At 39.5% G+C, this 12,775-nt stretch carries 13 protein-coding genes and 1 pseudogene; 11 read left to right on the top strand and 3 right to left on the bottom strand.

Annotated elements, in window-relative coordinates:
* The 6 genes and pseudogenes from U0M88_RS04755 to U0M88_RS04730 all read left to right on the top strand — a co-directional run.
* Positions 1-284 (top strand): annotated as a pseudogene (locus U0M88_RS04755) (ribonuclease Y); the annotation flags it as partial.
* A 135-nt stretch (positions 285-419) separates the two neighbouring features.
* Entirely contained in the window at positions 420-593 is a 174-nt protein-coding gene (locus U0M88_RS04750; protein WP_022789134.1) for a 4Fe-4S binding protein, read from the top strand.
* Positions 594-651: 58 nt separating this feature from the next.
* The gene (gene miaB / locus U0M88_RS04745) at positions 652-2,085 is read left to right on the top strand and encodes a tRNA (N6-isopentenyl adenosine(37)-C2)-methylthiotransferase MiaB (RefSeq protein ID WP_117445416.1); all 1,434 of its coding nucleotides are present in this window, start codon (positions 652-654) and stop codon (positions 2,083-2,085) included.
* 41 nt (positions 2,086-2,126) lie between these two features.
* A complete protein-coding gene (locus U0M88_RS04740) occupies positions 2,127-3,824 on the top strand; it encodes a ribonuclease J (RefSeq protein ID WP_320801907.1) in 1,698 nt (565 codons plus the stop codon).
* Positions 3,825-3,839: 15 nt separating this feature from the next.
* The gene (locus U0M88_RS04735) at positions 3,840-6,104 is read left to right on the top strand and encodes a DNA translocase FtsK (protein ID WP_331869065.1); all 2,265 of its coding nucleotides are present in this window, start codon (positions 3,840-3,842) and stop codon (positions 6,102-6,104) included.
* 11 nt (positions 6,105-6,115) lie between these two features.
* On the top strand, positions 6,116-6,547 hold the full coding sequence (locus U0M88_RS04730) for a RidA family protein (protein WP_331869064.1): 432 nt from the start codon (positions 6,116-6,118) through the stop codon (positions 6,545-6,547).
* Here the strand turns inward: U0M88_RS04730 and U0M88_RS04725 are convergent.
* Together U0M88_RS04725 and plsY are read right to left on the bottom strand one after the other, a co-directional pair.
* Complete coding sequence (locus U0M88_RS04725) at positions 6,544-6,957, bottom strand: competence protein ComK (RefSeq protein WP_195221914.1); 414 nt, start codon at positions 6,955-6,957, stop codon at positions 6,544-6,546. The two genes, U0M88_RS04730 and U0M88_RS04725, sit on opposite strands and share 4 nt — an antisense overlap.
* A 62-nt stretch (positions 6,958-7,019) precedes the next feature.
* Positions 7,020-7,643 (bottom strand): glycerol-3-phosphate 1-O-acyltransferase PlsY, encoded by a 624-nt coding sequence (plsY, locus tag U0M88_RS04720; protein WP_117445412.1) that lies wholly within the window; start codon positions 7,641-7,643, stop codon positions 7,020-7,022.
* A 156-nt stretch (positions 7,644-7,799) separates the two neighbouring features.
* Between plsY and U0M88_RS04715 the strand changes: the two genes are divergently transcribed.
* Together U0M88_RS04715 and U0M88_RS04710 are read left to right on the top strand one after the other, a co-directional pair.
* Complete coding sequence (locus U0M88_RS04715) at positions 7,800-8,480, top strand: hypothetical protein (RefSeq protein ID WP_331869063.1); 681 nt, start codon at positions 7,800-7,802, stop codon at positions 8,478-8,480.
* 3 nt (positions 8,481-8,483) lie between these two features.
* The gene (locus U0M88_RS04710; RefSeq protein WP_331869062.1) at positions 8,484-9,062 is read left to right on the top strand and encodes an L-serine ammonia-lyase, iron-sulfur-dependent, subunit alpha; all 579 of its coding nucleotides are present in this window, start codon (positions 8,484-8,486) and stop codon (positions 9,060-9,062) included.
* Between the two features lie 106 nt (positions 9,063-9,168).
* Here U0M88_RS04710 and U0M88_RS04705 read toward each other — a convergent pair whose 3' ends face one another.
* Positions 9,169-9,648 (bottom strand): MarR family winged helix-turn-helix transcriptional regulator, encoded by a 480-nt coding sequence (locus U0M88_RS04705; RefSeq protein WP_117445410.1) that lies wholly within the window; start codon positions 9,646-9,648, stop codon positions 9,169-9,171.
* 162 nt (positions 9,649-9,810) lie between these two features.
* Here U0M88_RS04705 and U0M88_RS04700 point away from each other — a divergent pair, with 162 nt between their 5' ends.
* The 3 genes from U0M88_RS04700 to U0M88_RS04690 form a co-directional block, all read left to right on the top strand.
* Positions 9,811-10,980, top strand: a complete 1,170-nt coding sequence (locus U0M88_RS04700; RefSeq protein WP_331869061.1) for a MalY/PatB family protein — start codon at positions 9,811-9,813, stop codon at positions 10,978-10,980.
* On the top strand, positions 10,967-12,211 hold the full coding sequence (locus U0M88_RS04695; protein WP_331869060.1) for a dicarboxylate/amino acid:cation symporter: 1,245 nt from the start codon (positions 10,967-10,969) through the stop codon (positions 12,209-12,211). Before U0M88_RS04700 ends, U0M88_RS04695 begins: the two co-directional genes overlap by 14 nt.
* A 146-nt stretch (positions 12,212-12,357) precedes the next feature.
* On the top strand, positions 12,358-12,775 hold a 418-nt coding region (locus U0M88_RS04690), incomplete at its 3' end, for an ATP-binding protein (protein WP_331869066.1).

The following is a 12,775-nucleotide window of genomic DNA, read 5'->3' as shown; positions in this document are numbered from 1 at the left end:
GTGCAGCACGTCCGGGTGCACGAAAAGAGAGCGCTCAGGCTTACATCGATCGTTTGGAAAATCTGGAAAAGATCGCAACTTCGTATGAAGGTGTACAAAACGCTTTTGCGATCCAGGCAGGACGTGAAATTCGCGTTATGGTAAATCCGGAATCTGTGGATGACTTGACTTGTGTAAAACTGGCACGTGAGATTCGTGATCAGATTGAATCGGAATTAACGTATCCGGGACAGATCAAAGTCAATGTGATTCGTGAGATTCGTGCTCAGGAATTGGCAAAATAGAACAAGAAATGACGGACGTTACAGCGTCCGTCATAGCTTTAATTACCAGTAAGTTTTTACTTACTACTTTGGCTTGAAACCCCTAAATTTAACGTCTATACTATACATGAAGTTAAATAAGGAGGAACATTAAAAATGGCTGTTACTATTGATAAAGACGCTTGCATCGGATGTGCTGCATGTGTTGGTGGATGTCCAGTTGGGGCACTTTCTATGGACGATGAAGGTAAATCTACTTGTGATGAAGCTACTTGCATCGACTGTGGTTCTTGTGTAGGAACTTGCCCTGTTGGAGCTATTTCTCAGTAATTATCTGTAGAGACTAAGCCAAGCCAAAGTGCTTGGTTTTTTTAATGGAGGAAAGAAAATGAAAATAAGACCAGAGTGGATGCTTCCGGATTTGGAAGCGGCTCGTAAGCGAACGAAACTGCCTACGCCTCGCATTGATTCCTTTATCATACCGGAAGAGGCAAAGTGGATCGGACGTAATAAAAAATACTATATTTCAACGTATGGCTGTCAGGCCAATGAAAGAGATAGTGAAACCTTGGCCGGTATTTTGGATGCGTTAGGGTTTGAGCGTTCCCTGGAACCGGATCATGTCGATGTTATTTTGATCAACACATGTGCTATTCGCCAAAATGCCACGGATAAGGTGTTGGGAGAAATCGGAAATTTTAAACGTTTTTATTATGAAAATAAAGATCTTGTGATCGGTGTGTGCGGATGCATGTCGCAGGAAGAAGGCTTTGTCGAAAATCTACTGTCAAAATATCCTCAGGTACGCTTGATATTTGGTACGCATAATATTCAGAATTTACCGGAGATGTTATATAGTGTAATTCATGAGGGAAAACGTGTGGTTGAGATTTACTCCAAAGAAGGGGAGGTTTATGAAAATCTTCCGGTACATCGTTTTGGAAAGTTTAAGGCCTGGGTCAATATTATGTACGGCTGTGATAAATTCTGTACGTATTGTATCGTTCCTTATACACGTGGAAAGCAGCGTTCTCGTACTATGGAACAAATCTTAAGTGAAGTCAGAGAATTAAAAGAGCAGGGATATAAAGAAATTACGTTATTGGGACAGAATGTCAATGCCTATGGAAAGGATATTGATCCGAATATCAATTTTGCGATCTTGTTGGAAGAATGTGCGAAGATCGGTATTCCACGTATTCGCTTTACTACCAGCCATCCGTGGGATTTTTCCGATGATATGATCGATGTGATCGCCAAATATGATAATGTGATGCCTTTTGTGCATTTACCGCTGCAGTCTGGTGATTCGGAAGTTTTACGTATGATGGGACGTCGCTATACGAAAGAATCGTATATGGAATTGTTCTATAAAATCAAGGAACGAATTCCAAATGTCTCAGTCAGTACGGATATCATTGTGGGTTTCCCAAATGAAACTGATGAACAGTTTGAAAATACGATCAAGGTCATGGAAGAGTGCAAATTTGATAATGCGTTTACGTTTATCTTCTCCGCGCGTCCGGGTACACCGGCAGCTCGTATGAAAGATTCGATCGATATAGAAACAAAATCAAAACGTCTGGCTCGTCTAAACAAGGTTTGGAATGCCTATGCCTTAGAAAAGAATAAAGCCTATGAAGGACGAATTGTGGAAGTTTTGGTCGATGGCACCAGCAAGAAGGATGAGCATGTCTATTCGGGATATACCGATACAAATAAGCTGGTGAACTTTACCGGAGAAAATATCGAACCGGGACAGTTTGTCAAAGTACGTATCAAAACCGGAAAAACATTCTCTTTGGATGGAGAGGCAATATGATATAATAAGAAAAAGAATGATTAGATTAGAAACGAGGGCTTATGAAAAACAAAAATAATAAAGAAATCAGCTCTATGAATGAAAGAATCCGTATCTTTTGTTTAGGAGGATTGGATGAAGATGGTAAGAATATGATGGTCGTAGAAGTCGATCAGGATATTTATATCATCGAAGCCGGAATTAAATTTCCGGAAGAAAAAGAATCGCTGGGGATTGAATTTATCGTACAGGATTTTACGTATTTGATTGAAAATCAAGATCGTATCGCCGGTATTTTTATTACGCATGGACATGATGATGTCATGGGTGCTTTGCCGTATCTGATGAAAAATGTCAAAGCTAATATCTATACATCACCATTAGCCTCTAAGGCGATTCATAAGGTATTCAAAAAAGAACGAATTACCGGTAGCAAGATTTATACGATCAAACGACACGATCAAAGAAAGATCGGAACACATAAGGTCGTGTTCTTTCCGGTAACACATGCCTATCCGGGTACGTTTGGTCTGGCTATTTCAAGCAGTCAGGGATATATCGTTTATTCCGGTGAGTTTATCGAAGATTACGATGATCTGCATGACAGTTATCGTGGCGATTTTACAACTTGTTCTAAGCTGGGAAATGAAGGTGTACTGGTTCTTTTACAGGAAAGTAAAGGTGCAGAGCGCTCCGGCCATACGGCACCGAATCATCGCATTACGGAAAAATTCTCTCAGGTTTTGGAACAGACCGATCATAACCGTGTTTTTGTGAGTGTCTATACGCAAAGTGTGTATCGTATTCAGGAAATCATCGAGTGTTGTATTCAATACGATCGCCCTATGATCTTTTATTCTAAAGAACTGAGAGAATTGGTTACGAATTTAGAAGATTTCAATGTATCGATTCCGAATAAACTGGTGTTAGATCCATCCTATATCAAGGAAGCACCGGATAATGTTGTGGTGATTATCAGCGGACAGGGAAAATCTTTATTCAAGACCATGTCCAACATTGCCAATAATGAAGTGGAAGATATCGTCTTCACTCAAAACGATGTGATCGTAATCGCATCACCGGTGATTCCGGGTGTGGAAAAAGTCTTTAAATCGATGGAAAACGATATTTATAAGGAAGAGGGAAGAATTCTTGTATTGGATCGAAATGTATTAAGCATGCACCCTTCTAAAGAAGACTTAAAGATGATGCTCTTTTTGATGAAACCAAAATATTACATTCCGGTCAAAGGAGAGTATCGTCATTTGTACATGAACTCGGAAATTGCACTGGAAATGGGCTATAAACCAAGTCAGATCATTTTACTGGATAATGGGCAGGTCGCAACATTTGAAAACCAGAAATTGCGTTCCTGTTCTATGGAACTGGAACTACACGATGTGATGATCGACGGTAAGGAAAACTGGGATATGGCCGGTGTGGTTTTAAAGGATCGTGAAATTCTTTCTACTGATGGTGTCATGATTCTGGCCATCGGTTTAGATGCCAAGACAAAGAAGATCATTAACGGGCCGGATATTCAAACACGTGGCTTGATCTATGTCAAAGATGCAGAATATATCACCACGGATGTCGGAAAGATCTTAGAGGATACGATTCAGGAAGCGGTGGCGAATAAAACGTATGATAATTTGACAACGCGTAATGAAATCCGGGATAAGATTTCAAAATATTTGTACAAACAGACCGCTAAAAGACCAATGGTCTTACCGGTTATCTTGGAAATCAACAATCAGTAAAAGGAGTTGATGAAATTGGCTAATGCCAGAACAAAAAAAACATCAAATCGTAAAAAAACATCGACAAAACGAAAGACACAGGCGTCCAAGACACAATCGAACCTTGTTCGCGTGTGTCTTCTGCTTTCTCTTATTGCGATCAGCATCATTGCATTTTTTCAGCTGGGTATTGTAGGAACCTTCTTTTATCATTTGGCTAATTTATTACTGGGTTCATTAGCAAGCATTTTTTACCTGCTTTTGATTTTGGGAAGTCTATTGGTCTTTATACGTTTTGATCTTCAGCGAATCCCTGCCCGATACTATGTCGGCGTGCTCTTCTTGTTTATCGCATGGTTGATGTTGGAAGGGTTGAATGAAGTCATCAACCAGGAAAGCTGGAGTGTATTGCGTGGGATCGGATCAAATATTTTTTCTATTTTATCGGGTTCGGCTTTGACCAAAAGCGGATTGATCGGTGCTTTATTGATTGGTATCTTTTACAGCTTGTTTGATGCGACAGGATGTATCGTTTTGATCGTGTTGTTCATCATTCTCGCCTTCAGCTTGTTTGGATATGATGCTATACGCATGTTGATTGAAAACAAGCGTGCGCAAAATAAGACAAAGACCAAAAAATCGAAACCAACAAAGACTAAGCCGAAAGAAGAAGTGGTATTGAATGATTCTATGTTTCTGGAGGCCGATCCTGAAGAATCAAACTTATTTGTAGCCGATGATATGGATGAACCGGCTATTCATACCATTGAACCGGATGTCATAGAAAAAACAGAGCCTGTTGTAGAAGTTAAAGAAGTTATCGATCAACCGGCAGAGTATATTGCGGATGAAGAACAAGCCTATGCGAATTATCGCCTGCCAAGAGTATCCATTCTCAATGAAATTGAGAAAAAATCTAAAAATAATGTCAATGTGCAATCAGCGAAACAACAAGGTCAGAAATTGATGGAAATTCTGCATGAATTTGGCGTTAATGCGACTCTGGTGCAAATTCATATCGGGCCCAGTGTCACAAAATTTGAAGTACGTCCGGAGCTGGGTGTGCGTGTCAATCGTATCAGTAATCTGCAATATGATATAAAAATGGCTCTGGCCGCAAAAGATATTCGTATTGAAGCGCCAATTCCGGGGAAAAGTGCCGTAGGTATCGAAATACCAAATGTAGAAAAAACTACCGTACAGATGAAAGAGCTTGTCAAAAGCATTCCGGATTCTTTAAAAGATAAAAAGCTTTTATTCTGTTTGGGAAAAGATTTGATGGGAAACTGTGTTTATGGTGAATTGAATAAAATGCCGCATCTATTGATTGCGGGTGCTACAGGTTCCGGAAAATCCGTCTGTGTTAACTCTATTATTTCATCGATTTTGTTGCGAACCAGACCGGATGAAGTAAAAATGGTATTGATCGATCCTAAGAAGGTGGAATTTACCCCTTATAACGATGTACCACATCTTTTAGCGCCGGTTATCACGGATGGTGACTTGGCCAATAAAGCGTTAAAAGTCATCGTCCAGATCATGGAACACCGCTATGACTTGTTTGGCCATTTGGGTGTAAGAAATATTCAATCTTACAATGAACATGTCACAAACCATCCGGATGACAGTTTAAAGAAATTACCGCGTATCGTGGTTATTATCGATGAGTTGGCCGATTTGATGTTGGTTGCCGCAAAGGAAGTGGAATCCAGTATTCAGCGCATCACACAGCTTGCCAGAGCCGCCGGTATTCACTTGATTGTTGCGACACAAAGACCTAGTGTTGATGTGATCACAGGTGTCATTAAGGCCAATATCCCATCCAGAATTGCCTTTGCGGTTAGTTCTTCAACCGATTCTCGAACGATTTTAGATCAATCCGGGGCAGAACGCTTGCTTGGATATGGGGATATGTTGTATCTTCCTAATGGGGAGACAAGTCCAAAACGAATACAGGGGGTCTTTATCAAAGATGAGGAAGTCAACCGTATTTCAGCCTATGTCAAGTCACAGGCCAGTCCTCATTATGACGATGCCTTTATTCAACTCAAAGATCTGCAGTCACAGGGACAGGAAGTCGGATCCGAATGTGCCGATCCACTCTATGATCAAGTCAAAAACTTTGTCGTACAGTCACGCAGAGCCAGTACTTCCTTGATTCAGAGAAAGTTCTCGGTAGGCTATTCGCGTGCTGCTCGTTTGATCGATGCCTTAGAGGACCAGGGAGTAATTGGCCCAGTCAATGGTTCCAAGCCAAGAAAGATCTTAGTGCAGAATACTTTGGAAGACCCCGAAGAATAGGAGATGTAGTAATGAACGTTTTTTTGAATTCCACAGGGAAACAGGAAGGATGCGATTATGTATCCAAAGCCGTTATGTTAGGTGATTTTGTATATGTCAGCGCACAAACCGGCAACGGAGAAACAATAGAAGAACAGACTTTGACCGCATGTAATAAAGTATTGGATGCGATCGAGGATTTTGGTTTACAGATGCATCACTTAGTAAAATTTACCGTATATCTTACAGATATCCAAAATAAAACATCCTTTTTACAGGCTTTCAAAAACTTTGTGGAAGCACCTTTTCCGGCCTGCAGCTTTGTCGAGGTCAACAATCTGGAAGAGAATGCGCTGGTATCAATTGAAGCCTTAGGGGTAAATACTTTACGTTATGAACACCAACAAAAGGAAAGTGCCTGCTCTAACGGCTGTCATGGATGCAATGGCGGTTGTCACGATTAGACATCCAAACGTCTTAAATAACGAAATATTTGACGCATCTGTTTTTGAACACGATGCGGCTCTTCACACTCTAAACATGTATGATCTTTAAAATGGATCGTACATGTTTTTTTGTTGTAGGTCACAAAATCAATCTTTTCGTAACAAATCCAAATGTTCTTAGGATCATCTAAAGGTTTGATTGGAAAAAAGATACAATGCGGTTTTTCCTGAACGATGACAGGAATATACTGTTTTTGGTTCATCTGGTTCGCATAGGCCGTTTTTCGCCCTTTTAAAGTGGAACCATGACGTAGGCACTCCTGGTCAAAATAACGATGAACGCTGGAGCAGGGCTCATATTCTATTTGTTCTTCTGCGACCTTACAAACAGAACTGTTCGCATAATTGTAATATAGATAGTTTGTCATAAAAAAACACCTCATTCTTAGAGTAATGAAGTGTTCTTACCAATATCTTACTTTTTAGAATTTTAGAGCCAGGAAATTTTATTTTCCGTTGCGTTCATAATCTTTTGAATATTGGAACGATGGCGATAAATGATCAAAAACATCATGATCCATGAAGCTAAAACGATAAAAATAGGATTCAGCTCTAATGAAAGAACGCGGGCACTGATATACATACAGCTGGCAATCGATGCACAAATGCTGGCCAGTGATACATATTTAAAAATAAAGAGAATGATTAAAAACATGCCTAATGGAACCAGGGCATAGCTGATATCATGGAAAGTAAAAAACCATAAGGAAACTAAGAAACCAAACATCGTACTGACTGCTTTTCCACCCTTAAAGTGCGCAAATACAGGATAACAGTGTCCGATACAACAAGCTACACCGCACCAGATGCTGCAGGAGCCATCAATCAAGCTTGCCAGACCCATGGCCAATACCACCTTTAAAATATCACAGGCAATAACGGAAATTCCGGCATTTCTTCCTAATACACGTCCGGCATTGGTACCTCCTAAGTTTCCAGACCCATATTGACGAATATCGGTTTTATAGAAAACCTTGCCAATGACCAATGCGAAGGGAATGGAACCTAAAAGATAGCCCAGTAAAATACAAAGAATCAAATATAAAAAATTCATAATCTCTCACCTTTTCAACAATTTTATTCTAAACAGTTTTATAGGAAATGTAAATTATATTTCGTTGATTGTACTATAATACATATGTTTAGATTCTAAACAACTATTGAATTATCAGATGATTCTGCTATGATATGAAGAAGAAGGAGTAAGTTTATGCATCCATTAATTGAACTTATTAAAAAAGATATGGTTCCGGCATTAGGAGTCACGGAACCAGGGTGTATTGCCTTTGCGGTTGCGAAGGCAAAGAGTTATTTAACAAGTAAACCAGAAAGAGTAGTTTTATCGTTAAATAGCGGTCTATATAAAAATGCTTATACTTGCGGTATTCCCAACAGTTCTCATTATGGGATAAAATATGCTGCGGCATTTGGTTTAATCATGGCAGATTCTCAAAAAGGCTTGCAGGCTTTGGAAGGAATTACTCCGGATGACGACCGTAAGGCAGAACAATTAATTCAGAAAGATCGAATAATTGTAAAACTTAGTGGTATTTCCAGTGCATTATACTGTCAGGCAACTGTATATTCTAAACATGAAGAGTGTACAGTAACCATCGAGCAGTCGCATACAAATATCACATCTATTCGATTGAATGGGCAATCTATTTTTCATAATGTCATTCAAAACAGGCAAGATACAACACCGCTTATTCATCAATATTCTGTAAAAGATATATGGGAAGCAGTTCGATCTTTTTCAGAGGAAGAATTATCTTTCATTCAAAAAGCATTTGATATGAACATGTCTTTATTTAAAGAAGGACTCCAATCTCAGAAGACTGTTATTTTACATCAATTATATAGAATGAATGAAAATACAATCTTTTCATAAGATGTGCAAAAAAGTGCCTCTTTATTGTGTAATGGTGCTATTGAAACTCGTGTTTTGGGATTGGAGGCGCCTGCAATGAGTATAACAGGATCCGGTGCTAATGGAATTATAGCAACTTTGCCTCTTTATGCTTACTCTGTTTTAAATCATTGTACGAATAAACAGCTGTATCAGGCAACAGCATTAAGTTATTTAATTTGCATGTATATTAAAGAATATTCAGGTAAACTTTCAGCCTTTTGTGGCTGTGGAATTGCGGCTGGAACCGGAATGGCTTGTGGTTTAGTGTATCTTCAACAGGGAAATAAAGAACAAATCGATCATGTGATTCGAAACATGGCATCGAGCATTACCGGTATGATTTGTGATGGGGGAAACCATGGATGTGTAATGAAAGGAATGGCTGCTGTTGATATAGCTTTTGAAAGTGCACAATTGGCAATGGCTGATGTTTCAATCGAATCTGTTCATGGAATTAATGGAATGTCGATTGAAGATACTTTAAAAAATATGGGTGAAATTGCTGATCCCGGAATGAGAGAAACAGAGAAGGTTATTGTGGATATTTTGAAAAAGAAATAATAGTTTTGATTTTAGATGAATACAAAAAAGGTTTATCCGTTTTAAATAGATAAACCAATGTATCCTTTAACAAAGTTTCGTTGTCATGATTCAGATTAAAGGAATTTTATTTAAAATCATTTTTTATACAAGTTATATATTGTTTTAACACTTTATAAAAACTTTGTATATCTTGTTCACTGCATGTTTCTAAGAGTTGATCGTATGTCTTTTTTATATCTTTCGTATCATACAATTTGTGTGATTGTGAAAGTTGATCTCCTTTCTCCGTAACATATAAATAGTTTATTTTTCGATCTTTAGAAGAGTTTTCTTTACGAATATAACCCTTTTCCAGAAGATTTTTTACAGTTTGTGAAACGGCACCTTTTGTCTTATTCCAAAAGCGGGCAACTTCGCTGACAGTAGTCCCCGGATGTTCTTCAATGAAAGTGGTTGTATGAGCTTCCATCATACTTACTTGTTCACCGGTTCCATAATCATGTTTGGCTAGAATATAGTTATAATATAAAATTACAAATTGATAGACGTAATCGTGTTGTTGGTTTAATTCTTTATATTGTAAGTTAATCTCATTTTTATGCATTTTTAACACTCCCAAGATGTCTTTATTATCGCATAAAAAGAAAAAAGGTACAAATACACAATCTTTTTGTTTAGAATCTAAATAAAAGTATTGACTCCATAGATTGAAAGCGCTATCATCTAAATGGATAGTATAGTTCCTAAACAACTAAAGGAGGATTTTATGAACTATAATTTTGATAAAATCATAGATCGTTCCAAGAATCATGCAGCCAAGTATGATGAACGAATCAAAAAGTTTGGTACAGAGGATGTCATTCCTCTATGGGTGGCAGATATGGACTTCAAGACCGCACAGCCGATCATTGATGCTCTGGAATCACGGGCCAAAGAAGGCATTTGGGGTTATACCTCCAGAGATGATTCTTATTTTGAAGCCTATGCCAAATGGCAGGAGAAACGTCATGGCTGGAAACCGGATGTCAGGAAAATGTCCTACGCGTTAGGTGTCGTTCCTTCTTTGAGTGTCATTGTCAAGCTTTTTACTCCGTTGAGTGGAAAAGTCATGATCCAGACACCGGTCTATCCGGAATTCTACGATGTCGTTGAAGCCTGGGATCGCACGGTGATTGAAAACCGTCTGGTGGAAGAAAACGGAAAATGGTCCATTGACTGGAAGGATTTTGAAGAAAAGGCAAGACAGGCGTCTCTGTTTATCTTATGCTCACCGCATAATCCCTTAGGCATCGTTTGGGAAAGAAAGGATCTGGAACGGATGTTTTCCATTTGTAAGAAATATTCGGTTCCGGTTGTATCGGATGAGATTCATTCGGATCTTGTCTTCCATGGAAAGAAACATATTCCATCGGCTCTGATCGATCCGGATGTGATCACGTGTATTTCGTGTACGAAGACCTTCAATCTGGCCGGTCTGCAGGCCTGTACGGTCGTATTCAGTGATGAAAGACAGAAGGAAGTGTTTGATCGATACTGGGCCAGGATGGATATTCACCGCAACAACGCATTCAGTCTGATTGCGATGGAAGCAGCCTTGAATGAAGGGGAAGAATGGCTGGATCAACTGCTTGCTTATCTAAGTGACAACATTGATTTTGTTGTGGAGTATTGTATAAAGCACATTCCATGTATCAAGCCCATGCGACCGGATGCGACCTATCTGGTATGGCTGGATTGTCGTGATTTGCATTTGAATCAGGAAGAACTGAATGCCTTCTTTATTCAGGAAGCCAAATTAGGTTTGAATAACGGCGGTGACTTTGAAAGAGGACTGGAAGGCTATATGCGATTGAATGTAGCCTGTTCAAGAAGTGTGTTAAAACAGGCAATGAAACAGCTAGAAAAGGCGGTAAACAGTAGAAATGAAAGAAAGTAAGTTCTGGAAGCAATATGGCTCCGTTCTGTTATTGTTGGGTGGAATTCTGATCGGTTCTTTGATTGGAATCTTCAGTCCAGATACAGGAAAGATTTTAAAACCTCTAGGTGATATCTTTATCAATTTGTTATTTACGATCGTTGTGCCTTTGGTCTTTATATCGATTACGGCAGCCGTGGGAACCATGGTAAACCGTAAGCGGCTAGGTAAGATTTTGGGAAGTACGTTAGTGATTTTTATCGTTACGGGTTTATTCGCATCAGCCCTTGTCCTGATCTGGGTGCAGTTTTTTAGTCCGGCATCCGGTGGGGCTATCGAATTGAGTACGACAGAAATCGATAAGACACAAAGTGTTTCTGAATTGATTGTATCCACTTTGACAGTTTCTGATTTTTATCAGCTTTTGGATAAATCACATATGCTGGCGCTGATCATCTTTGCGATTTTGTTTGGGTTATGTGTATCCATGAGTGGTGGTGATGAAAGTCCGGTTGGAAAGCTGTTAAAGAATTTAAATGAGATCATTATGCGTTTTGTCGGCATCATTATGAAACTTGCACCGATTGGATTAGGCGCTTACTTTGCGAACTTGATTGCCGAGTATGGTCCACAGCTGTTGGGCGATTATGGTCGCAGCATGATCGTGTATTATCCTTTATGTCTTTTATATGTTCTTATTTTTTACCCTTTATACGCGTATTTCTCCGGCGGTAGGGAAGGAGTTAAGCGCATGTTTAAGCATATCTTTACACCGGCAATCACAGCCTTTGCGACTCAAAGTTCGGCTGCAACATTACCGGTCAATAAGGAAGCTTGTGAAAAGATCGGTGTACCATCGGATATCAGTGATATTGTATTACCGATGGGATGCACGATGCATATGGATGGTTCGGTATTAAGCTCGATCACAAAGATCGTATTTTTATTCGCAACCTTTAATCTACCATTTACCGGCATTGACACCTATGCGATGTCGATCTTGGTAGCCATCTGTTCTGCCTTTGTACTTTCAGGAGCACCGGGTGGTGGCCTAGTAGGAGAGGTTTTGATCGTATCGATGTTTGGCTTTCCACCGGAAGCTTTTCCATTGATCGCAACTCTGGGTTTCTTGTTTGATCCTATGGCAACGGCTTTAAATGCCAGTGGAGATACGATTGCCAGCATGATCGTAACTCGTTTGGTCGAAGGGAAAAACTGGCTTATACAACATTCAACAAATGGTTCTAAGTAAAAAAGAGTCTATAGAAAAGCTTATCCTTGGCGATAGGCTTTTCTTTTTCTTCATAAAATGATCAAAAATCGCCTTGAAATCTAGAATTTGACATTTTTTATGCAGAAAACTTTGATATAATTAAAGCTATGCGAAAGGATGATCAGATGCCAGATAAGACATATGATGAGAATAGTATTGTGATCCTGGAAGGACTGGAAGCAGTCCGCAAACGTCCGGGTATGTATATTGGTTCTACGGATTCCAGAGGTCTTCACCACCTGGTTTGGGAAATCGTCGATAATGCGATTGACGAGGCTTTGAATGGCTATGGAAATCAGATCCATATTACATTGAATGCCGATGGCAGTGTTACGGTAGAAGATCATGGACGTGGAATGCCTGTCGGAAAACATAAATCCGGTGTCAGCACCTTAGAAGTTATTTTTACGGTGCTTCATGCCGGCGGTAAATTTACCAGCAGTGGAGGCTATCAAAGTGCCGGTGGTTTGCATGGTGTAGGGGCCAGTGTTGTGAACGCATTGTGTTCCTGGTGTAAAGTAACGGTGCATGATGGTAAAAATG

The sequence above is a fragment of the Faecalicoccus sp. genome (assembly GCF_036552745.1).
Classification (GTDB): Bacteria; Bacillota_I; Bacilli_A; order Erysipelotrichales; family Erysipelotrichaceae; genus Faecalicoccus.
The sequence above is the reverse complement of the archived record's forward strand: the minus strand, read 5'-3'. Positions and strand labels throughout refer to the sequence as shown.

Coding starts and splice junctions, on each gene's coding strand:
- U0M88_RS04700 (WP_331869061.1), top strand. CDS start 9,811: ATGAACTATAATTTTGATAAAATCATAGATCGTTCCAAGAATCATGCA.
- U0M88_RS04715 (WP_331869063.1), top strand. CDS start 7,800: ATGCATCCATTAATTGAACTTATTAAAAAAGATATGGTTCCGGCATTA.
- miaB (WP_117445416.1), top strand. CDS start 652: ATGAAAATAAGACCAGAGTGGATGCTTCCGGATTTGGAAGCGGCTCGT.
- plsY (WP_117445412.1), bottom strand. CDS start 7,643: ATGAATTTTTTATATTTGATTCTTTGTATTTTACTGGGCTATCTTTTA.
- U0M88_RS04750 (WP_022789134.1), top strand. CDS start 420: ATGGCTGTTACTATTGATAAAGACGCTTGCATCGGATGTGCTGCATGT.
- U0M88_RS04695 (WP_331869060.1), top strand. CDS start 10,967: ATGAAAGAAAGTAAGTTCTGGAAGCAATATGGCTCCGTTCTGTTATTG.
- U0M88_RS04705 (WP_117445410.1), bottom strand. CDS start 9,648: ATGCATAAAAATGAGATTAACTTACAATATAAAGAATTAAACCAACAA.
- U0M88_RS04740 (WP_320801907.1), top strand. CDS start 2,127: ATGAAAAACAAAAATAATAAAGAAATCAGCTCTATGAATGAAAGAATC.
- U0M88_RS04730 (WP_331869064.1), top strand. CDS start 6,116: ATGAACGTTTTTTTGAATTCCACAGGGAAACAGGAAGGATGCGATTAT.
- U0M88_RS04725 (WP_195221914.1), bottom strand. CDS start 6,957: ATGACAAACTATCTATATTACAATTATGCGAACAGTTCTGTTTGTAAG.